Annotated in this window: 22 protein-coding genes and 2 pseudogenes; 12 read left to right on the forward strand and 12 right to left on the reverse strand. The window is 56.5% G+C overall.

The window, feature by feature from the left end; translation table 11 throughout:
- Positions 1-192: 192 nt before the first annotated feature.
- Positions 193-1,596: a permease gene (locus NDI89_RS21505; protein WP_277524707.1), complete on the forward strand. Its 1,404-nt coding sequence runs from the start codon at positions 193-195 to the stop codon at positions 1,594-1,596.
- 132 nt (positions 1,597-1,728) lie between these two features.
- Positions 1,729-2,319 carry a helix-turn-helix transcriptional regulator gene (locus NDI89_RS21510; RefSeq protein WP_345781987.1) on the forward strand — a complete coding sequence of 197 codons (591 nt, stop codon included), beginning with the start codon at positions 1,729-1,731 and terminating at the stop codon, positions 2,317-2,319.
- A gap of 614 nt (positions 2,320-2,933) precedes the next feature.
- Here the strand turns inward: NDI89_RS21510 and NDI89_RS21515 are convergent.
- Positions 2,934-3,395 (reverse strand): SHOCT domain-containing protein, encoded by a 462-nt coding sequence (locus tag NDI89_RS21515; RefSeq protein WP_277524709.1) that lies wholly within the window; start codon positions 3,393-3,395, stop codon positions 2,934-2,936.
- Between the two features lie 100 nt (positions 3,396-3,495).
- Positions 3,496-3,642, reverse strand: coding sequence for a hypothetical protein (locus NDI89_RS21520; protein ID WP_277524710.1), 147 nt, complete (start codon positions 3,640-3,642; stop codon positions 3,496-3,498).
- 85 nt (positions 3,643-3,727) lie between these two features.
- On the opposite strand from NDI89_RS21520, the gene NDI89_RS21525 reads away from it, so the two are divergent.
- The 3 genes and pseudogenes from NDI89_RS21525 (at position 3,728) to NDI89_RS21535 (ending at position 4,830) form a co-directional block, all read left to right on the forward strand.
- Positions 3,728-3,958 (forward strand): SHOCT domain-containing protein, encoded by a 231-nt coding sequence (locus NDI89_RS21525; protein WP_277524711.1) that lies wholly within the window; start codon positions 3,728-3,730, stop codon positions 3,956-3,958.
- Positions 3,959-4,050: 92 nt separating this feature from the next.
- Positions 4,051-4,473 (forward strand): annotated as a pseudogene (locus NDI89_RS21530) (DUF302 domain-containing protein).
- The gene (locus tag NDI89_RS21535) at positions 4,474-4,830 is read left to right on the forward strand and encodes an SHOCT domain-containing protein (RefSeq protein ID WP_277524712.1); all 357 of its coding nucleotides are present in this window, start codon (positions 4,474-4,476) and stop codon (positions 4,828-4,830) included.
- 226 nt (positions 4,831-5,056) lie between these two features.
- Here NDI89_RS21535 and NDI89_RS21540 read toward each other — a convergent pair whose 3' ends face one another.
- From NDI89_RS21540 to NDI89_RS21555, 4 genes and pseudogenes are all read right to left on the reverse strand, one after another.
- Complete coding sequence (locus NDI89_RS21540) at positions 5,057-6,046, reverse strand: sulfite exporter TauE/SafE family protein (RefSeq protein WP_277524713.1); 990 nt, start codon at positions 6,044-6,046, stop codon at positions 5,057-5,059.
- 350 nt (positions 6,047-6,396) lie between these two features.
- Positions 6,397-6,711 (reverse strand): annotated as a pseudogene (locus NDI89_RS21545) (helix-turn-helix domain-containing protein); the annotation flags it as partial.
- Between the two features lie 630 nt (positions 6,712-7,341).
- The gene (locus tag NDI89_RS21550) at positions 7,342-7,926 is read right to left on the reverse strand and encodes a winged-helix domain-containing protein (protein WP_277524714.1); all 585 of its coding nucleotides are present in this window, start codon (positions 7,924-7,926) and stop codon (positions 7,342-7,344) included.
- Positions 7,923-8,234, reverse strand: coding sequence for a hypothetical protein (locus NDI89_RS21555; RefSeq protein WP_277524715.1), 312 nt, complete (start codon positions 8,232-8,234; stop codon positions 7,923-7,925). Before NDI89_RS21555 ends, NDI89_RS21550 begins: the two co-directional genes overlap by 4 nt.
- Before the next feature lie 278 nt (positions 8,235-8,512).
- Here NDI89_RS21555 and NDI89_RS21560 point away from each other — a divergent pair, with 278 nt between their 5' ends.
- The 4 genes from NDI89_RS21560 to NDI89_RS21575 all read left to right on the forward strand — a co-directional run bounded on the left by NDI89_RS21560 (position 8,513) and on the right by NDI89_RS21575 (position 14,291).
- Positions 8,513-8,866: a four-helix bundle copper-binding protein gene (locus NDI89_RS21560; RefSeq protein ID WP_277524716.1), complete on the forward strand. Its 354-nt coding sequence runs from the start codon at positions 8,513-8,515 to the stop codon at positions 8,864-8,866.
- Between the two features lie 380 nt (positions 8,867-9,246).
- Complete coding sequence (locus tag NDI89_RS21565; protein WP_277524717.1) at positions 9,247-11,142, forward strand: glycoside hydrolase family 15 protein; 1,896 nt, start codon at positions 9,247-9,249, stop codon at positions 11,140-11,142.
- Between the two features lie 10 nt (positions 11,143-11,152).
- Entirely contained in the window at positions 11,153-12,652 is a 1,500-nt protein-coding gene (locus tag NDI89_RS21570) for a vitamin K epoxide reductase family protein (protein ID WP_277524718.1), read from the forward strand.
- Between the two features lie 286 nt (positions 12,653-12,938).
- Positions 12,939-14,291 (forward strand): sulfatase family protein, encoded by a 1,353-nt coding sequence (locus NDI89_RS21575; RefSeq protein ID WP_277524770.1) that lies wholly within the window; start codon positions 12,939-12,941, stop codon positions 14,289-14,291.
- Between the two features lie 2 nt (positions 14,292-14,293).
- On the opposite strand, the gene NDI89_RS21580 is transcribed toward NDI89_RS21575, so the two are convergent.
- The 4 genes from NDI89_RS21580 to NDI89_RS23995 form a co-directional block, all read right to left on the reverse strand.
- A complete protein-coding gene (locus NDI89_RS21580) occupies positions 14,294-15,499 on the reverse strand; it encodes an NAD(P)/FAD-dependent oxidoreductase (RefSeq protein WP_277524719.1) in 1,206 nt (401 codons plus the stop codon).
- A 73-nt stretch (positions 15,500-15,572) separates the two neighbouring features.
- The gene (locus NDI89_RS21585; protein ID WP_277524720.1) at positions 15,573-16,502 is read right to left on the reverse strand and encodes a complex I NDUFA9 subunit family protein; all 930 of its coding nucleotides are present in this window, start codon (positions 16,500-16,502) and stop codon (positions 15,573-15,575) included.
- An 80-nt stretch (positions 16,503-16,582) separates the two neighbouring features.
- Positions 16,583-16,819 (reverse strand): hypothetical protein, encoded by a 237-nt coding sequence (locus NDI89_RS21590; protein ID WP_277524721.1) that lies wholly within the window; start codon positions 16,817-16,819, stop codon positions 16,583-16,585.
- Positions 16,820-16,882: 63 nt separating this feature from the next.
- Positions 16,883-17,254 carry a DCC1-like thiol-disulfide oxidoreductase family protein gene (locus NDI89_RS23995; RefSeq protein WP_345781985.1) on the reverse strand — a complete coding sequence of 124 codons (372 nt, stop codon included), beginning with the start codon at positions 17,252-17,254 and terminating at the stop codon, positions 16,883-16,885.
- A 526-nt stretch (positions 17,255-17,780) separates the two neighbouring features.
- Here NDI89_RS23995 and NDI89_RS21595 point away from each other — a divergent pair.
- The 3 genes from NDI89_RS21595 to NDI89_RS21605 all read left to right on the forward strand — a co-directional run bounded on the left by NDI89_RS21595 (position 17,781) and on the right by NDI89_RS21605 (position 19,988).
- On the forward strand, positions 17,781-18,158 hold the full coding sequence (locus tag NDI89_RS21595) for an SPW repeat protein (RefSeq protein WP_277524722.1): 378 nt from the start codon (positions 17,781-17,783) through the stop codon (positions 18,156-18,158).
- A gap of 877 nt (positions 18,159-19,035) precedes the next feature.
- On the forward strand, positions 19,036-19,521 hold the full coding sequence (locus NDI89_RS21600; RefSeq protein WP_277524723.1) for a YeeE/YedE family protein: 486 nt from the start codon (positions 19,036-19,038) through the stop codon (positions 19,519-19,521).
- Positions 19,521-19,988 (forward strand): DUF6691 family protein, encoded by a 468-nt coding sequence (locus tag NDI89_RS21605; RefSeq protein WP_277524724.1) that lies wholly within the window; start codon positions 19,521-19,523, stop codon positions 19,986-19,988. The genes NDI89_RS21600 and NDI89_RS21605 overlap by 1 nt, the downstream gene beginning before the upstream one ends.
- 129 nt (positions 19,989-20,117) lie before the next feature.
- Here NDI89_RS21605 and NDI89_RS21610 read toward each other — a convergent pair whose 3' ends face one another.
- Positions 20,118-20,606 (reverse strand): DsrE family protein, encoded by a 489-nt coding sequence (locus NDI89_RS21610; protein ID WP_277524725.1) that lies wholly within the window; start codon positions 20,604-20,606, stop codon positions 20,118-20,120.
- Positions 20,607-20,714: 108 nt separating this feature from the next.
- A complete protein-coding gene (locus NDI89_RS21615) occupies positions 20,715-21,437 on the reverse strand; it encodes a DUF7546 family protein (protein ID WP_277524726.1) in 723 nt (240 codons plus the stop codon).
- Between the last annotated feature and the right edge of the window lie 159 nt (positions 21,438-21,596).

The following is a 21,596-nucleotide window of genomic DNA, read 5'->3' on the forward strand; positions in this document are numbered from 1 at the left end:
GGGCAGCGGTTTCAGACAGTATTAGACCCGAACAGTGAACCGCATACGCTCCCCTCGCAGTCGTTTGTCCCCGTGCGATGCGGCGAACCCAGTCGAAGCCAGCTCACGATTTTGATTCTATGGGTAAGTGACGCCCCCTGTTTTTGATTTGTAAGCGCAATCGACAAAGACGATGCCTGCGATGGTGTACATATGCAGGCCGCGCTCGTCGAGGGGATTCTCGAATCGCTACGGATCGGTATTGGATTTCTCTGGACAGCCGCGTGGGCGATTATTATGGGGCTCGCCATCACGAGTCTCGTCCAGGTCTACGTCTCGAAAGAGCGGATGGCCAACGTTCTCGGAGAGGGGAACCTGAGTGGACTCACAAAGGCGACACTGTTCGGCGCTGCGAGTAGTGGGTGTAGCTTCGGGGCCGTCGCCATCGGGAAAGGATTGTTCAAGAAGGGAGCGCATACAGTGAACTTCCTCGCGTTCATGTTCGCGTCGACGAACCTCATCGTGGAGTTGGGTCTGATGATTCTGATTCTCCTCGGGTGGGAGTTCCTCGTCGCAGAACTCCTCGGTGGCGTCATCCTCATCGCCGTGATGGCACTGCTCGTCCATCTGACGCTCCCCGAGAATCTGTTCGAGCAAGTCCGGCAGGAACTGAATCAACACGACCACGAGCAGGGAACCACCGAGGACCCGACCTGCGGAATGGAAGGCAAAGACGAGTACTCGCTGGTGACCGACGGTAGCGAGACGCTGAAGTTCTGCTCGAAGGGCTGTATGGAGACCTACCAGCAGGAAGCCGCAAGTAGCGGCGGCTGGCAAAATGAACTCCTCTCGTGGGGCGGGTGGTACAAAATCGGGAATCAGTATCGCAAGGAGTGGTCGATGATCTGGACGGACGTCATCGCGGGCTTTCTCATTTCGGGGTTCGTCATCGTCTTCGTCCCCCAGCGGGTGTGGAACACGCTGTTCCTCCAGGGCGACGGACTACTCGTCAGCGCCGAGAACGCCATCATGGGAGTGACGATCGCCGTTATCAGCTTCGTTGGGAGCATCGGCAACGTCCCGTTTGCCGTCGCATTGTGGGGCGGCGGTGTCAGCTTCGCCGGAGTCATCGCGTTCGTCTACGCCGATCTCATCACGATTCCAGTCCTGAACGTCTACCGGAAGTACTACGGCTGGAAAGTGATGCTGTACATCCTTGGCGTCTTCTTCGTCACGATGGCCTTTACCGGCTTCCTCATGGAGCAACTGTTCGCGGCGCTCGACATAATCCCGAACCTCGCTGGCGGGCAGACAGCGTCCGAACAGACGTACTTCGAGCTCAACTACACCTTCTACCTCAACATAATCGCGTTCGCACTCTCTGGCTTCCTCCTCTACGTCTACCGCCGAGGATTGGGTGCCCCCGGCCAATATCGTGACCCGGTCTGTGGGATGCGGACCGATGATAGCGGGCCGAGTCTCACCCACGACGGCGAGACGTACTACTTCTGTTCGAACCGGTGCAAGCAATCGTTCGAGAAGCACCCATCCAAATTTGCACATCAGCACCCACAGGTTTCTGGGACGGGAGCTTCCCAGAACCATGAGGATCACTAACCGTCATGTCTCGATACCAAGTATCGTGGCCAGGTAGCCCAGAGTATTGCTTCGGCCAATCAAAACAGGTACAGCGATGTCTCGAGAACTCTTATGCATGAGCAGGTATCTCGGCGGATCAAGGTGGGGGACATGAATCGGCGGCGAGCCGATACAGTGGTCGGTGGCTTGGTCGCCGCCGTCCTCGTCGTCGGCGGTGTGCTCAGCTGGCAAGCATATCAGCAACAGCAAGCCTTCGACCAGATGGGATCGATGATGGGCACGTCGATGGGGTCTGTTCACGGAACAAATCCACTTTGGTACGTCCTCGAAACCTTCCTCGTCTCGGCTGTCATCGGTGGGGGGTATCTCGTGATTCGGGATGAGGTCATCAGCAGAGACGTAACCGACCGCTCACAGAATGAAATGGCGAATCCGACCGATCCGGAGGGTGACGAATCGCCAGAGGGAACCACCCAACCAGACGGGGCTATCAATCCAGAGTCTCAGCCACAGGCTCGTGTGTTGGAACTCTTGCCGGATGATGAACGCCGTATCCTCGAACCAGTCATCTCCTCGCCCGGCATCACACAGATCGAATTACGAGATCGCTCGGACTTCTCGAAGAGCAAGGTCAGTCAGACGGTCAGTGCCCTCGAGAAGCGTGGACTGTTATACCGCGAGCGTCAGGGGCGAACGTATCGTATCTATCCGAGTGACGACCTGCGGCAGAGTCAGAGCTAGCATTTGCTAGCGCCTATCGATCAGTTTTGTAGTTAGGCGTCGTATCTACCCCATATGTAATCGCCACGTCCCCTACTTGATAACGGACTACGAAGCGGCGAGGCTCAAAGCGGATGAAGAGGGGACCGAAGAACCGGACACCCGAGACACAGAACAGACAGCGAGGGATCAGCCCGGATTACTGGCGACTCTCAGGAGCCGACTCGCTCGATAATTCCCGGTCCAGGTCACCCCACTTGCTGTCTCGAAGGTCGGCTCGTGAATCCACACCTTTCGAAGACGCTGGCTTCTGATGTCAACGCTACATCGTCTTCTTCCAGCCACCGTCCATCGATCAGTGTATCGTCAATTAGGCAGCACTCTTCTCCAGTATGGCCAATCCTCGGTCCAGGATGAATGAGTGGCTCGAAGACAATCAGGAACTCTACTGGAAGATTGTCATTCCCGCCAAGTGCAAACGGGAGTTCCGCGACAAACTGGACCAGGCGAATATAAATCAACGAACATTATTCCCGGCCTCGATGGAATCGCGACGTGGCTCAAGGAGTATTACAGACCGAGCGCTTCGCAGTGACTGCACGGAAAAAGGGGAGATGGAACTGCTGGCCAACTACTCAGTGTCGTCCGTGATGGTGCTTCCTACGGCGATGGCACTTCTGGCGGTGATGGGGACTCCGTTTCGTGGATTCCTCCTCAGTCCGTTCGGCCTCGCTCGCCGTTTCGGAATCGACGTCGATTCGCTTTTCGACGTCCGCTATCGAATCGTTCTCCAGCAGTATCTCCAGTCGGCGTTCGAACTCCGTGTCGTCGATTTCGCCAACTGCGTACTGCCGTTTGAGAGTATCTAGAGCCACCGATTCGTCCGTCGAACCGCTCGAGGTATCACCGTACGCCTCGGAGGGGTCGTTCGATTCACTGTCGGCCAGTGCCCACACTGCCCCGGCCCCGACGACGAACGCGGGGAGAAGCCAGAACCAGGCGCTGTTCGACCCCGCAGCCGCGAGACCACCACCGAGCGTCAGGAGGCCGACGACCCAGTTGCGGCTCACCGTCACGCCCCCAATTGCATGTTCCACACATTACTGTTGCAACCATGCGACCAAAAGGCTCACGGCGTCTCGCGGTGGGGCCGTCGTGGCATTTGCGGTCTCCATGGGGGTGGGTTCAGTCGACCTGTCAATACACGCGGCGCCAGTAGAACAGATAGAGCGCGATGACGAGATCCCGCAGGAGTTTCGAACTTCGCCCGCAGTGGACGAGGCCGTTGATCGTCAAGAGAGCGGTATCCTCGCCGAGATACACGGCCCTTGGATGCCACCGCACGTCGACTTACGCTACTCGCTGCCCCCCGCTCGTCGCGGCGACCGGAACAGCTGCCGCCCACGGTGGCGGTAGCTACGGCGGCGGCATGATGGGCGGCGGCTGGAGCCTCTTCGGCGGGACGATGGGTCTCTGGGGGCTCCTCTGGATGGAATTGCTCATCGCGATCCCGCTCTATCTCGTCTTGGCGCTCGCAAGGCGTGGCCGAGATGGTACCGATGAACGGCCGCTGACGGTCCTCAGAGACCGCTACGCACGCGGTGAGCTCTCGGACGACGAGTTTGAACGGTGGCGCGAGCAACTGGAACGGGCCGGATGACGCTTCGGGAATCCGTTCCAGCACAGGTGAACCCACCCGCCACGACCGCTCCAGGCCCCATTCTTAAGTCTGCTAATAGCGTACTATATTGGATGACGTACACAATTCAAGAGCCAGTATCCGGTGACTTCGACCAGGTAGTCGAGACGACAATCGACGCACTCAAAGGCGAAGAATTCGGCGTCCTCTGTGACATCGACGTGTAGGCGACGCTCAAGGAGAAGGTCGGCGAGGAGTTCCGACAGTACCGCATCCTCGGGGCGTGCAATCCGGGACTGGCCCACGAGGGCTTGAACGAAGAGATCGAACTCGGTGCGCTCCTCCCGTGTAACGTTATCGTCTACGAAACCGATGATGGCGAGGTCATGGTGAGTGCAGTCGATCCGCGACAGCTCGTCGGTATCGCCGACAACGAGGCGCTCGGCTCGATCACGAACAAGGTCCACGATAGGTTCGAGCACGTCCTCGCTAGCGTCGCTGACGAATTCGACTCCCCCATCGGAGGCCTGAGATAGATGTCGTCATTGAATCAAATTGACACCACGACCATCGTTTTCCTCATCCTCGGGGTGATTATCGTCCTGCCGATACTCACGATGGGGATGGGATTCGGCGGGATGATGGGGTACGGAGGCATGATGGGGGGGTACGGTACGACTAGTGGCTGGTGGCCACTCGTTGGGATGCTCGTCCAGTTGGTCTTCCTCCTCGTTCTGCTCGGTGGGGGATACCTCGTCTTCCACCGGGTGACGGAATCGCAGTCGTCGCGGAATCCCGCGATGGAGGTTCGCACTGCGTACGCCCGTGGCGATCTCTCCGATGAGGAGTTCGAGGAGCGGTGTGCGAACCTAAGCCGCGAGAAGTATCCATAGCACGATCATATCTCCATTGGTACAGTGTCGGAGATTCTTGACTGCGCTCGGAGCCGGAATCGCAAGTCTCACTGGATGTGTTGGGAATCTTCCGGGCAGTGGCGGTAGCGTCGACGAGACGATTTACGTCGGAATCTACCCTTCCCCAGCTACATCTACGAGTCACGTACCTAGCGTTCCATCCGGCTGAAGTTCTCGATAGCTATCTTGGCATCGATATTTACTCTTATCGTCTCGCAGCCGACCGCTCTTCGCGTATGTTTTGTACCCCCAAATAGAGAATTGCCATGCTCATCACCAGTGCACCGCCGAGGAGCAGAGTTAGGCTGAGATCATGCAGTAGTCCAATGCCGTACGTATGGCTGATGGTCTTACTTGCAACCGAAATACTGCCTATGAGTAGCATGATTCCGAAGGCCGCTCTGAGTTCTGTATCATCGATATGATCAGTAAGCGTCGCTCCGAGCTGGGTTCCGACTGTACTACCGATAAGCAGGGGGAGCAACATGGCGAAATGAATTGCGCCCCGTTGTCCGTATGCGAACGCCCCATAGGCGCTCGAAATGGTGATTTGAAAGATATCTGTGCCAACGGCGACAGCCCCTGGCAATGCTAACCCATACATGAGTGCTGGCATCATTAAGAATCCGCCACCGACACCAAGAAATCCAGAGAGGCCTCCAATGAGCACTGCGAGTAGTAACACGACCCAGATTGAGATCTCTGTGCCTCCTCGAAAAGAAATAGTCGGAGGTATGGAAATTTGCTCGAGGACTCTCGAGGATGGGCTCACGATAGTTCTCTCTTCTTCGAGTGCGGGATGTCGCCCGTCATGGATGACGAACACGCCAACTGCTGCAAGCAGTATGACATACAATACGCTCACTACGAGATCAGCGAGTCCCAAACCGACTAGTGCCAGTAGTACTCGTTTCCCGATTTCAATGCCGACTGTCATCCCGACGATCAACAGCAGACCGAGTCGATAGTCGATATGACCGAGATCACGGTGAGTGAGAGTCGCAATAAGGGATGTCCAAAAGACGAAGGCGAGTCCAGTCCCGACGGCAGTTGGGGCAGAATGACCAAGAACGAGAAGCGCAGGAGTGACAAAGAAGCTGCCACCCATCCCAAAAAACCCGAAGAGAATACCGACGGTCAAGCCGAACACAACGAAAAGCACGATTAGCGGGAGGGTCAATTCGAAGAGACTCATACAGCCACGTACAATCGCAGACGCCACAGTTGTTTCTTCACTCTCATTTGAATGTAGCATGAACCACCTTTTGCAACGGTTCGTGACCCCGTCACATCTCTACTCTGTATCATGAACCAGGGCAGTAGTATAGCAAGTGAAAAATCAAAGTACCACACCAATCACTTAACGGACAGACACCAGCGGAGGTGCTAAACTAGACAGTGCTGTTTGTTTCATTCCAAACTGGTGCACCATCTGCTCACCACATACTCTCTATCTACCGATCTCTGCGGTGAACACGAATAGTTTGATGCGTTCTAGAACGTTCTCATTCGGATATCAAACGTCCACCCGAGTAATCTAGTAGATTAGTCGGCAGCGTGTTCGGCCTGTTGAGTCTTAGCTACGTCCAGTGGGTCAGCTGTCGATGTTGCAGTGACCAGTCGCAAGAACTGGCCCGCGTTCGTGAGGAGTTTGTTCTCGGCCTTCCGGAGGTGTTCTTCGTAGGTCGAACGAGCGACGGCTGTCTGTTCGGCCAGGTCCCGGAGGGAGGTCTTCCGCGGTTGTTTGTAGTAGCCGCGTTCCAGTGCTAATTGGAGTGCCGCTAGCTGTCGGTCAGGGAGGTCTTCGAACAGTTGACTCGCCGGAGCCAGCATACTGTGGGGGATCTGTGTCTCCGAGATCCCCCTTCTAGAGCAAACTACCAGTTCGGGCAGACAGGACAATGACTCCCACCGTACTAGCGATCTTACTCACAGGATACGGCCTTGGGCTCATGACCGCTGCATACACAGTAGCACTAGATATGACGGCTTTACTCGGCGGTATACTAGTTGCTGTTTCTTCCTTCTACATCATCATAACCGATGACTGGTGAAAATAGGTCGATGGGATTGGAGAGACAAATCCAGTGGTCGTATTTTCCTCAAGAACCCCTGGTCAGTTTGGAGCATCTAAATCGAACTGAATCTCTGACGCGCGGCTACAAACTCGACGAGTAACACACATCGCATTCCAGACGCTCATCGAAGGTCACATTATCAAGATACGCTGCCTTCTGATCGAAGTCATCAACATCAAACGGCAGTAGTATACCCGATCGGATCTCGATATGGTAGGATATATAGATAATGGCGGGCTCCCGACTGCCATATGCGAATCGCTCGAGGTGCTCAAGGATGAGCGCTGCTCGACTAAGTTCAAGATGTCTATTACGTGCTTGTATTCCGGAACCTGACCGCGCTCGCGCGTTCTCCCAGTTCGACGGCGTCAATCGTAGCGCAGAACACTAGAAACACCATATTCTTCTTATGCTAATGGTGTATCCTACTTTCATCATTCGGCTTTGAAGCAGTAGTGTGAAGTCGGCCATGAAGATACTGCTCACCGCGTTCCGTCAGTTGATATTTGCCCCGTTTGACCCGCTCAATGAGGCCGTGTTCCTCTAATTCGAGCAGACGACGATTCACCTCCTTCTGACTGAAACCAATATTGAACGCGATAATGGACGGGGTGAGAACCAAATTTGCGTCGTAGAACACACTGAGAATTTCATCATCCATCGGCGCCATCCATTCAGTTTGCTGGCGAACCCGGGATGGATCATTCAGTAATACTCGAGACCAATCTCCTGTACGAACATCATTTGTTATAGGGTTATAGAGTCCGAAGATGACCAGTAATGCGGCGACCCCATGGACAAGGTGGACCTGCGACGGGGCGATCAGTTCGGTGATCGGTCCGCCGATCACTGCAAGGCCTAACCCGCTGATAGTGGTGAGTACGAACTGCCGGTATGCCGTCGCTGCCGTCTCGAAGTAAAGAAGGTAGTATAATTCAAGAACAACGATGATCCCGACTGCCAAATTATACCAAACAAAGGTGGTAGGTCCGTTCATGGTTTTCCACCTGTCAGTCGATCCTGTCGGAGTTGACGATGACGGAGTGCGAGCAGACCGAGGAATATCGCAATAACCGTGTTTGCTCCGCTTCGGAGCACGTGGAGGGCCATGGGGTCAAGGTCTGTGGCGAACAGCATAACGTGATATACTGCCAAAACTACTAATCCGACCGAGAGGAGGGCGACCGCCGTCCCAAACGGCGAGTTTCGGAAGATGCTCCACGAGAGAAGTGCAAATATCCCCGCCCCAGTACTGGCGATAATCACAAGCGGAATGCTAAGCATCTGAACGACCGAGTGGATCATGCTATTAGCTCCACGTCTGCTCCTCCTCAATCCATGGCATGAGATATCACCGATACAGTGATCGGCCCGTCGAGAACGAACCCAATCCCGTATTACGGTCCGGAGGCAGTTAGCTCGTGTTGACCAACCATCTCTCAATAGCAGTAATATGCTGCAAACTGAGCCTCACCGATTAGACATCCTGCCATACCCGAACGGAGTTTTGGACCTCACTATTTCGCCGGTTTAGCAATGGATGTGGATAACAAAACGGATCGGCAGCAAGCGACCGGCTGCAAATGGCACTAACAGAAATCGACCACGTCAGCGAGAATGAGGAAATGCAGAAGTGTATCGATAGCTGCTTTGAATGCGCCCAGGCCTGTGAGTGGTGTGCGGATGAGTGTGCTGGCGAAGGTGAAGAGATGGCTACCTGTCTGCGACTCTGTCGAGATGTCGCTGATCTTGTGACTATGCACGCTCGGTTCATGGCCCGCGATTCGGGGTACAGAACGGACATCGCTGCGATCACCGCTGACGCTTGCGAGGAGTGTGCCGACGAATGCGAGCAACACGACGAAGAGCACTGTCAGGTCTGTGCAGATGTCCTCCGTGAATGTGCAGAGACCTGCCGAAACATGGCTTCGGCCTGAGGTCTCGTTCACTGCGATTCGTAGCCTTGAGCGTTGACTTCTCTTGGCTGGATCGACTTGCGGAGGTCGAATCAGGGACACGATGACAAAGCAACGACCGACTGTAACGGTACGATCGGCTACCAGCTGGTCGTGGCTCTATTCGCCCTTGGTATACCGGCAGTTGGCTGTTGGAACTACGTATCCTCGGCCTTGGTTTAGGTACGACATCGTCCGGAGAGCTCTCGTACCAAGCTTTAGGAGTCGCATTACGTGCGTCGTAAGCTGCTGCTGGTCGTCCTCGACCTTTCGTATGACGGCTAAATAGAGAACTCGATACGGCGATGACTAACGGATCGTCCGACAACCGCTGACACAAGCGATCACGAGACTAACTCGATATGCAGTACAAATCTCTCAAGGAGTACGGTGCAATCGGTGATGGAAATACGGTTGCCCTCGTCGGTCGTGACGGCTCGATCGACTGGTGTCCGCTGCCCCACGTCGAATCGCCGAGTGTCTTCGCCGCGCTATTAGATGCTGACCGTGGCGGCCGTTTCACTGTTCAGCCGACGGGGACGTATGAATCAGCGCAGCGGTATCGCGACCGGACGAACATCCTCGAGACGACGTTCCAGACCGGCAGCGGCGCGGCGACAGTGACGGATTTCATGCCCGTTGCCGAGGTTGCCGAATCAGGCGACCAACCCCCTGCGGTATATCGAAAGGTGGATTGCGAGGATGGCCCGCTTGAGTTCGATGTCGAATTCGAGCCGCGCTTTGACTATGCGCGAGACATACCCGAGATCGAACCGACGCCTGACGGCGTCGTCGCGGCCGGTAGCGACGAACAGGCTATCCTCTCAAGTGATCTACCGCTTACGCCATCAGCCGATGGCCACGGAGTGAATGCGACGGCGACGCTCGAGGGAGGCGAAACGCGCTGGTTGGTGCTCGGCTATGACGAGGCGATCCCCCTCAAGCCGTCGCAGCACCAGGAGACGCTCGCAGCTGTCACCGACTACTGGCGGAAGTGGGCACATGACTGCGACGGGACAGAGTGTCCCGTCGACGATCGATGGCATGATCTCGCAGTCCGATCCTCACTTGTCCTTAAACTCCTCATCCACCGGGAAACGGGTGCGGTATGTGCAGCTCCGACAACCTCATTGCCCGAGGACCTCGGCGGCGTCCGCAATTGGGACTACCGGTACAACTGGATCCGCGATGCGGCCTTTACCGTTCGAGCGCTGTCTGAACTCGGGCATCTCGAAGAGGCCCGCTCATACTTCGAGTTGTGTCTCGACCACTGCCGGCATCACGACCCCGCTGCGCTTCCGCCGGTTTACGGTCTCCATGGTGGTGGTGACCTTGAGGAGCAGGTCCTCGATCACCTTGAGGGATATTGCGGATCAGCCCCTGTTCGTATCGGCAATTCAGCCCGAGAACAACATCAACTCGATGTCTACGGCGAACTAGTTCTCGCGATATACGAGAGCGTCCGCTATGGTGAGCCAGTGACGGCTGACGACTGGACGGTGATGTGCGACCTCATCGACTACGTCTGCGACGGATGGGACGAGCCTGATGCCAGTATCTGGGAGACTCGAGACGACCCTCGGCAGTACGTCTACTCGAAAGTCATGTGCTGGGCGGCACTGGATCGCGGAATCAAGCTCGCTAACGCGGCGGATGCTGTGCCAGCCCCGTCCGAGCGCTGGAAGACATGCCGCGAGGATATTCGTGAGGCGATTCTTGAACGCGGATGGAGCGAGAGCGCAAACAGCTTCGTACGGTCATTCGGCGACGACGATGCACTTGACGCAGCAAATCTTCTCGTTCCAGTCGTTGGCCTTCTCCCACCAAATGACGACCGCGTGCAGGGTACAATTGATGCGACGATCGATCGCTTGGCCACCGACGACGGACTCGTCTATCGGTACCATGGTGATGATGGACTCCCCGGAAAGGCGAGTCCGTTTACCGTCTGCTCGTTCTGGCTCGTCACTGCGCTTGCACTCTCGGGGCGAATCGATGAAGCGATTGGCCGCTTCGAATCCGTCCTCAAACGCACTAATCCACTCGGCTTACTGGCCGAGGCAGTCGATCCAGAGACCGGTGAACAGCGTGGTAATTTCCCGCAGGCGTATAGCCATGTCGGCCTACTCAACAGCGCACTCTATCTGTCCGACGCGGACGGCTCGAGCGACGCGTCGCCGGCGCCGCTCGGAACCGACGGAGCCGCCGGAATCGACTCGAGCACAGAGATCGTCCGTCAGCCGAACGACAACGAGTGAGAGACAGACAATGAGCGACACAGACCACGACACGACCGACGAACTGACCGACGCGCGAGAGCGCCGTTCGCGACCCGACGGCGGCGACGGAAGCGGAGCGGACGGCTCGAACGGGAGCGGCGGAAACGACGGTGGCGACGGAAACGGCGACGACGGCGACTCGATGCGGCCGGGCGAGATGATGCTCAAACACCCAGTAAAGGAGACCTGGGTCCAGTACGCCGTCATCTCGCTCGGTATCTGGCTCATCGGGAGTACGCCGGCGCTGGACTACGGGAGCGCGCTGATGGTCTGGAACAGCGTCGTAAGCGGCCTCGTCCTGATCGCGCTGGCCGGGCTCACGATCTACCGCGAGAGCGGGTACGCCAACTACGCCAACGGCTTCGTGGGCCTCTGGCTAGTGTTCGCGCCGATCGCGTTCTGGGCACCGACGGCGGCGGCTTACGCCAACAACGCCCTCGTGGGGACGATGGTGATCACGTTCTCGGTGCTGATCGTGATGCGTTCGGAGATGGACGGCCCGACCGTTCCCCCGGGCTGGTCGTACAACCCCTCGACGGGCGCACAGCGCGCGCCGCTGATCGCGCTCGGGATCTTCGGGTTCTTCGCCTCGTGGTACATGGCCGCCTTCCAGCTCGGCTACATCGAGAGCGTCTGGGACCCGATCTACGGCGCGGGCACGGAGCAGATCCTCACTTCGAAGGTGTCGAAGGCCTTCCCGGTCTCCGACGCTGGCCTCGGGGCGGTCGCCTACTCCGTCGAGGCGCTGATGGGGTTCATGGGCGACCGGCGACGCTGGCGCACCATGCCGTGGATGGTCGCCTTCTTCGGCGTCGTCGTGATCCCCCTGGGATTCATGCAGGTGCTGCTGGTCATCATGCAACCGATCATGGTGGGTACGTGGTGTACCCTCTGTCTCCTGTCGGCCTTCGGCATGCTCTGGATGATCTCGCTGACCGTCGACGAGGTCGTCGCGATGGGGCAGTACCTCGTTCGGCTGATGCGGCAGGGAGATAGCCTCTGGACCGCCTTCTGGATGGGCGGGACGTTCCCCGAAGACGAGGCCGGCGTCGGCGACGGCGCGATGCGAGAGATCGACGACGCGCCCGCACGCGAGCCGTTCTGGGGCGTCTCGACCCCGTGGACGCTGCTGGGTGCGATGGCGCTCGGTGCGTGGCTCATGCTCTCGCCGACCGTCTTCGGGACGACCGGCTTCATGGCCGACAGCAGCCACCTGGTCGGCTCGCTGGTCGTCTCCTTCACCGTGATCGCGACCGCCGAGCCCGCGCGCGCGATCCGGTTCCTGAACGTCCCGCTGGCCGCGTGGATCGCCGTCGCCCCGTGGCTGTTCGACGGCGTTCCGACGGTGGCCGCGATCAACGCCGTCGTCGCCGGGGCGCTCATCGTGGTGCTCAGCGTCCCGCGGGGCTCGTTCGAGGACCGCTACGGCGGCTGGGAGGAGTACGCCACCCTCGAGACGGTCGATCGATTGAATCCTTTCAGAAGCTAACTATGTCAAGAGATAATGATTCGGAAGTCATCGTCATGGGTGGCATTGGCCGGCGGCGGACGAGCCACCGATTACGCGTTCGCAGAAGGCAGAGTAAAGATTGGCTTCTTAGCTCGGAGCGAGGACAGCCTCGAAGGTACCTGCGAGGACGCCGAATTGGGTTAGTGGTGAGGCAATTATCCCAATGGATGTCGATGATCCAATTGAAATTGAGACCACAGCCGGGACTAATTGAAAACGATCCAATTTGCATAGATTCTCAGTTGAAGGCAGCAATCCCATTCAAATAATGACGTCTACACCGAACATCATCCTCGTCCATTCGCATGACCTCGGGCAGTACCTCGGCTGTTACGATGTCGACATTGCAACACCGAACATTGATCGGTTGGCTGAGGAGGGTGCACGATTCCCGAATCACTTCACGGCCGCGCCGCAGTGTTCTCCAAGCCGTGGTAGCCTCTTCACTGGACTTTATCCGCACCGTCACGGACTTCTCGGATTAGCACACACAGAATGGGAACTCGATGTCGAGCGAACGCTACCGTATCGGCTCTCCGAGCGCGGCTATGAGACCCACCTGTTTGGACTTCAGCACATCTCCGAAACACCGGATGATCTCGGCTACAATGAAACGCATACAGCAGGGTCCCTCTCCCCAGATGTCTCCCCCGAAGTCCACTCGATTAACCGTGCGAGGGATGTCGCAGAGACGGTCAAGTCATACCTGAACGCGGACCTACAGTCGCCGTTCTTCGCGTCAGTCGGGTTTTTCGAGGCACACCGCCTCGAGATGGGAGAAGACGGAGAAGAGGGTGACGTACTCTACGGGTTTGGTGACCGCTACGACGGGGATGATCCAGATAGTATCGAAGTTCCCTCGTTTCTCCCCGACAAGCCAGGTGTTCGCGAAGATCTGGCAGCGATGCGGGGGATGGTGTACGCTATCGATGACGCCGTAGGGACGATCTTCGATGCCATCGAATCAGCTGGCCTTGATAACGAGACGCTTGTGATCTTTACCACGGAACACGGCATTGCTTTTCCGCGGGCAAAGGGGACGTGCTACGATCCTGGTATCCAAGGGTGCTTACTACTGTGGTGCCCCTCTCTGATCGACGCAGGAACGGTTCCAGAACACTTGGTGAGTAACGTCGATATTCTGCCGACTATCCTCGATCTCGTAACTGACGAAGTACCGGATCAAGTCGATGGCCATAGCCTCATGCCGATCTTTGATGCCGATATGACGTACTATCCTCGCGACGAACTCTTTGCCGAAATCACATGGCATGACATGTATAATCCAATGCGTGCGGTCAGGACGGATCGGTTCAAGTACATTAGACGGTTCTGGCATCTCCCACGGACGTTCCTTCCGAACGATGTCTATGCGAGTCTCGCCGGCCGTGAGGTCCGCGGCCGTTACGGTCGACCGTCGCGAGCATACGAAGAACTCTATGATCTCAAATTAGACCCCTACGAACGGGAAAATGTGGCTGACGATGAGGCATACGCGCAGGTTCGCACGAAATTGCTGTCGAAGCTCAGTACGTGGATGCACGAGACGGACGATCCCATACTCGATGGGCCGATCGTCCCAGAAGACTACGACCGAATGTTCGACGGTATCACGTAACCTCATGAGCCACGCGCAACAGCGTATTCCCACGAATCAGTATAGGAATCGTAGAGTCGCCGAATCATTCCAGTATCGGATATGAGTTTGGCCGCTGTCATCGGTCGATTCAGGATGTGTCTGATTACTACTGCCGGCTGTCGGGTGATTTCGTCGATCGTCAGTCCATCGAGCGCCTCTGTGACAGCCGCCAATAACTCTGGGTCTTCGTGTTCTACCCACGCACCTCGCATTAGATGAGCGAGACGATACTCTGACTTCATTAGTTTGTACAGTTCTTGAGGGTATGCAGACTCGTTCCCACCTGCGATGAGGCCAGTGAGGAGATCGGCTGATCTAATTCCCTGGCAAATTCCCTCACCCTGATATCGATTGGCGATTCCGGCTGCGTCACCGACGAGAAACACGTTCCCCTCGGGAAAATAAACAGTACCGGGATCGAGGCTCGGACCTTTCGGAATGGTGGCGATATTTACTTGCTCTCGCTCTGGTATTGGAAATCCGTTCCGCTCCGCGGCGGATTTAAGTGCATTAAAATAATCGTCTGGGCGCTGTTCACCTGCCCATCCGATTCCGACATTCGCATGGTGTTCCGACTTTGGGAACGACCAAGCATAGCCGACGTAGCCCTCGAAAAAGATGCGCGGCCGATTCACATACACCGAGAAATCGCCCTCGACCGTCGCATTGAGCGCGATCATATCGCCCGTGTATTCTTCCGTTTTTCCCTTCGATTTGAGAGTCAAGGAGGGCTGACCAGACGCATCGATGACGTAATCGTACGTCTCCACAATCTCTGCGTACTCAGCGGGCGAGACGGACCGGCCAGTACGGAATTCAACGCTACTCGACGCGAGGCGGTCTGCCCACCGTCGTTCGACGGTATCTCGCTCGCAGATATATCCGGGGTCACATCTCAGATCCGACGTTGCAAGCGGGTCGGCCTCGAGTCGCCGGTCAGTACTCTCGTAAACATGGAGCTGGAATCCGTCGATATCGTTAACGAATCCGTTTTTAGGCGTCTTCTCGAGCGGGATTAGCGTCGTGTCGTTTATCGCCTCTCCGCAATCGACTCGCTTCTCGTCGTATTCTTGCCGTTCGTAGACAGTTACTTGAGTGAAATCTTCTATATTGTTCAGCCCTGTCGCTACTGCGAGTCCGGTAACTGATCCCCCAATAACTGCTGCTGTAGACGTGCTCTCGTTCATACGTGGAATTCCATTTACTAGTACTAGTTTTTCACCGTTCCATTATCGGTGACCGAGAATGGCACCTGAGAAATTAGGAGGTGTTGGCTGCAATCTGTTGTTGTTTTGGCTTCTTCTGTTTCCCCTCGAGATACGTTGAAAGCCCTGTTAAATCGGATTTGTCGAATCCAAATACGCCAATATCGTTACGGTCAGTCACGTTTGTCAACTGTAGCGCACGCGCCTGATTGATACCTAGCGGGATCTGTGGAATTGGATCCAGCGCGTACAGTGTGATCGTTGCTATCAGCATCGGCACGGGGACGATTTCCACCGATTTTCCGTCGGCCTTATACAGTAACCGAGTCACCTCGGCGAATGTCAGCACTTCTGGCCCTGCAAGTTCGTACACTTCGCCAACGTGATCGTCACTTTCGACTCCGTCTGCGAACATTTTGACACAATCGCCGACCCATATCGGCTGAAATTCCGGCATTTTGCCGCCATCAGGGAGGACCGTTACATATGGTGTTGTATATTGCTTGATGAAAGTGAACGTCTCACTTCCCCCACCGAAAATGAATGACGGTCGAAAAATAATCCAATCGAGGTCTGAACACCGAACGACCTCTTCACCGAGCCCTTGTGTTCGCCAATATGCAATCTCTCCGTTCGGATCTGCCCCCAGCGAACTCATTTCGATGAACTTAGTGACACCATGTTCTTCAGCGGCTTCAACGGCATTGATAGAGCCACCGATGCAAACGCTGTCGTGGCTGGTCTCTCGTGGCGGTTGGTGCAGTGGGGGGAGTGCCGCGAGATTTACCACGACGTCTTTTCCTTCAAACGCACCCTCAATGGAGTCGTAGTCAGTAACGTCTCCTTGAGTTAACGTTACCTCGTCCGGTAAGACCGATGGATCCGGTGTTCGTGAGAGGGAAGTAACGTCATGACCGCGATCGATAAGTTCTGAGCAAAGGTGCTGACCAACGAATCCATCCCCGCCGGTGATGAGTACGTCCATGTATTCAGTACGCAGAGGTCTTCTGTAAAAGCACAGCGCGCACCAGCCATTAAGATAGCAAATTAAGAAGAGACCGGCGCCTAGAACTGCTGTTGTTCGACACCATCATCGGTGCCGATATACAGCTCATCAACCGTTTTAACAAATAACCTGTGGTCCTGGGCACCAGTGATCAACATCAATTGGACGGTACGGTCTTCTGGATGTTCGAGTGAGCCGAAATCGCTGATCTTGGACTGTCTCGATGCTGCTGTTTCGTCATTTTCCCAATTGGTGGATGTACAACTGTCCTCAGGACATTCGAATTCGTTTGCCATTGATTTTCCTCTAGAGGGAATATCCGTCGTCGACTTCCTCTTCGAGTTGCATTCTCGATCGATTCAACCAGTTAGTCCGCGGTATTTAGAGATATAGTGGTATATCGTTTCACGAAGCCGTGGGTAGTACGGAAGGCGGCGAGCGACTGTAAACAGCGGATCGAGAACTGGATACATCTGGACGAGCGTTTCCTCCATAGCTCGTCCACAAAAATACACCGCGTCGTCGGTAAGCAGGTGTGCACAGGCTTCGTAGCACGGCGGGAGACGAGCCCGTTGTGTGGAAGTCAGCTCCGAAAAGCCGACAGATTCAACGTCACTGTGTCGGACGGCCAACGCGGCTGCCAACGTGCAGAAATTACACGTGTCATCGTATATTAACTGTGGAGGACCTGACTGTGTAGACGAGAGCTTAGCTGCGATCCATTGGACCATACGTCTCTTTCAGCAGACACCATGATGAGGCCATTGCTGGCTCACGTCATGTCCACTGACCTCACCGCGTGGCGTCCCTCAAGTATCTCTTACATCGTATTTACTGGTTTTCGGTACATGAACGTAGCCGATGGCCAGAATCACTAGTAAACCATGGTTGGCTGAGCGGTTGTTGCAGAGGTACTAAACGGGCACGCGAATTTGTCAGAAGTGGTCTGGAGTCTCAACCTCACCAATCCTCTTCAGAGAGGATATATGGGATTACTTCGACTCACTGGTTGTCCGCCGTTCACTCACTCTTGATACCCGGGTTTGATTATAAGAAGGTCTAACCTCACCGTTTTCCCGCTCGTTACATGGTTCTGGATAACAAAGTGGGTTCTCATCGTAGCAATGAGATGCGATAGCGATTTCCCGTGACGAGTTGTTGCGCGATGCAATACCGTTGAGAATCGTCGTATAGCGATCACCGTCCGTAGAGCACCGACTGACAACGCGATCACGAGACGACCGCATACAACAGACAATGAGCACGACAACGAAATGGCTCGCAGGAATTAACAGCCTGCTTGGCCTCTGGTTGATCGTAGCACCGTTTATACTCGAGGCTCCGACAGGGGACCTCTGGAACGATGTGATCATCGGTAGTTCGATCGTCGTTATTGGCGCTTACAACTATTACAGGGCGACGAATCAGCAGTCAGTGAGTACTGGCGGAGCCACACTCAACGTGTTGCTCGGACTCTGGCTCATCATCGCCCCGTTCGTCTTCGGGGTCGGTGGTGCATTACTGTGGAGCGATGTCATCGTCGGCGTCTCCGTTGCGAGCCTCGCTTCTTACAACGCGTACGCCGCCGGTAGTTCAGAACGAGAACGAACGGCCGCTGAGAGTAGTCAACTGTAGTCCCCTACAAAAACACAATTAGATAATATTTATAAGATCAGATTAGTGTGGTCGTATAATCGAGACCTCGTTACCCCCAGTAGACGACCCTCAAGGGCGATCGAGCCTTCCGGTAGGGGAATGGCGTCAGGGTTCGATCTGTAGACGGTAACTTCCGCTGTAGGTGTTTCTCAAACGATCTCAGAGCTGTGATGAAACGAGTGTGGCGGAACGATTCGCAGAGTCGATTCGAAGGAACTGTGTTTCATCATCGTCCGTAGGATCGCACATCGTTTGGATCGCTGCCCGGCCCAAAAGGTGCAATAACGATGCGAAGCTCTCTATTTAAGTGAGTGCACCGTCAGGCGAGAGGACGGCTATCCCAACCACGACCCTCAGAAATCCGAGGTATCAACGCCACATCTCATACAGACTGACGCGATGGGGCACAGAAGCATACCAGATAGATCGGTGAGACTAGAGAAGCCGATGGGGCGCAGTTCTAAGCCGTATTGGCAACCGTGATGGCCGAAAGTCGGGTATAGAGGACGATGACCGGGAATGCCGTCCAGCCGTCGACTTGGCATTGACACCGTATTCGAGATGCCGATGTGCTCGAGTCCGTCCTCTTCGGACGCCACTCGAGTCCGTTCTCGAACGGAAGCGGCCGTTAGCCGGGGATGATATTGTGTTGTATTGGAATTCAGGTACGGTCCTTATTTCGCACAACCGTGTTAGGTTCCCCAGTGCCAGTATCCAGTTCCGCCGAGTTCGACAGAAACTATCGCTCGCAACACGTTGATATCCGTTCGCTCAGAATTCCCTCAAACACGCGCATCATCAGTCGAGTTACGATTTCAGGAGGGAGTGGGTCGTGATCGCGGTATCACCCGCGATAATGTCCGCTCTCTCGATAGCGGTCACCCTGTTTCCTCGGGGAATCGATCACTATCTGGTCGGCGGTCTGTTCGTCGGCCTCGGCATTAGCGTCATCTACCTAGGGACGGGGATTCTCGCCGGGAATAGCACGTTTCTCGAGACGACGCTGTCGTACGCCTCCGACCTCCCGCGGTTCCAGCGCGAGAAGTACGTCACGTCACGCGACTGGCGGGTAGTCTTCGCGGTCAGTATCGTCGCCGGCGCGGCTATCTACGAATTCGCGTTCACCGCTGACGCCTTCGTCACCGAGGTGCAGTGGTGGCGGTTGCTCGGCGGTGGGATCCTCGTCGGGATCGGAACCCGAATCGGGAAGGGCTGTACGTCCGGACACGGTGTCTCCGGCGTCGCGTCGCTATCCCGAACGTCGATCGTGAACGTAGCGCTGTTCATCGGCGTCGCCGTCGCGACAGCACTCATCGTCGCCGTGCTGGGGGTGACTCCCTGATGAGTGACGACGGCCGCGGGCTGCTATTCATGGCCCTCGTCGTCGCCGGCGGACTCTTACACGGGTTCGGGTTGGCGTACAGTCGGATGGCCCGCCCCGAAATCGTACTGGACTTCCTCCAGCTCGAGGACTTCGGGCTGCTCTTCGTGATGGGCGGTGCGGCCCTCGTAACGGGCCTCGCCATTCAATTGGGGACGCGAATCATCAAGACGGCGCCGCTGACGGGGACGCGCTATACCGGCCGTGAGAAAGGGTTCGATAGGAACGTCATCATCGGTGGCGTCGTCTTCGGTGCCGGCTGGGGGCTCTCGGGCGTCTGTCCGGGTGCCGGCTACGCGAGCCTCGGGATCGGCAATTATCGGATCCTCTGGGCCGTCGCCGGGCTGTTCATCGGTGCGTACGCACAGGGGCTCTGGCGAGTTCACCGGAACTCGGAAGCGCGTGAGCGGAGCGCGCCCGGAGATTGACCCCCCGTACCCACGTTCCGTGTCACGATCCCACTGGCGAAACCGTCGTCTCTGGAAGTCTCAACCGGCGTCTAAGAACGACACGAACGTCGGAGCGGCGGGAGCGATTCCGCCGACCGACGGAACCGCTTACGGGACCTTCAGATACCCGTACCCTTCCGCCTGGCGCTTGGCAATCTCCCCGACTGCGGAGGGGACCGTGTCAACAACCGGAAGGAGTTCGGATTCCGAGACGTCGAGCGTCGCCATGGCGTTTTCACACGCCTTGAACTCGACGCCCGACTCCGCGAGGGATCGAACGAGGTCCGCGTGCTCGGTTTCGCCCTCGACGTAGGCGAAGATGGCCCGCATGTTGGCGACGAATCGGATCTCGCGGTTGTTGACCGTCGGGTCCTCCAAGAGGTTCTTCGCGTTCATCAGCGCCATCTCTTGCACCGCCACGTCGTCGCTCGAGAGGTGAAGGACCGTCCGGGTCGCCGGTCCTTGCCCGCCGTCTGTCTCCTCGCCCGTCCGATTAGAGGAATTGTTGTTCTCGTGTGCGCGACCAGTCTCCGTAGCACCGATCGCTCCGCTCGATACCAGTACGCCCGTTCCCGCGAGGTATTGTCTTCTATTCACAATTGAGCACACAACTACGTCGGCAAAGTTCGCTTTGCAGCCAAGCGAAGGGACCGGCAGTACGCCCACGGCTACAATCTGGTCACCTGTGCCGGACCCGTCCGCTCATCACCGGACGCTTGCGTAGAGACGGTGGAGACGCCGTCGGTGATAGAGGATCGTGATCGCGACGAGAAATAGGACCGTTGCGATTTCGTACCCGTACCGTCCAACTACCAAGACCAACGAGGAACCGCTGGCACCGCCTGCGAGCAGTGGGGCGAGTACCGGTCCGACGCACGCCGGACACGCAGCGGCTCCGATAACGCCCCCGATCGTCGACCGGGCGAGTTCGAGGAGCGCATCGTAGACGAGATAGGCCAGCGCGGCCAGTCCGATCGCTTGGTACGGAACGATCGTTAACGCGATCCACTCTCCGGTATACATCAGTACCGGGCTCCAACCCAGCGACCGACCCCACGTGATCCCGATCCCGTTCGGTCCGGTTATCTGTTCCATGAGCGGCGTACTCGATTGAAGTAACCCCGAGAGGTAGAACAGCACCAGCAGATACGCCGCGACAACGACTGCGGCGAGAATTCGAAAGCGACGCTGTGCTGGGGTGGGTTGAGTGTGCCAGACGACCCAGACAGCGGCAGTACTCCAGATAAATGGGATCAAAAAGAGTGTAATTCGGTGTCCCGTCTCCCCAGTGGCGTACGCGAACGAGAGTCCGGCGATCACCTGGACCGCAAACAGCAGGTTCAACCACGTGCTCGCCACCACAAACCGTTCGAGAGCGCCACCGTTGAACACAGATTTCGCCACCGCTTTCGGATCCGTCGTGCTCACAAACGTATCCTGGACTCGGGACCGTTAAAAGCTACCTGACTGCTACGTGTGAGACGTATTCCAAGTCAGTACCTTTCGGAACGGCACTCCTCTATTGAATCCGCAGACTGCGAGAGGATAGCGTCACTCTAAAGGTGAAAGCGAAGCAGAGAGAGTGAA

Source organism: Natrinema salsiterrestre, from assembly GCF_029502005.1.
Classification (GTDB): domain Archaea; phylum Halobacteriota; class Halobacteria; order Halobacteriales; family Natrialbaceae; genus Natrinema; species Natrinema salsiterrestre.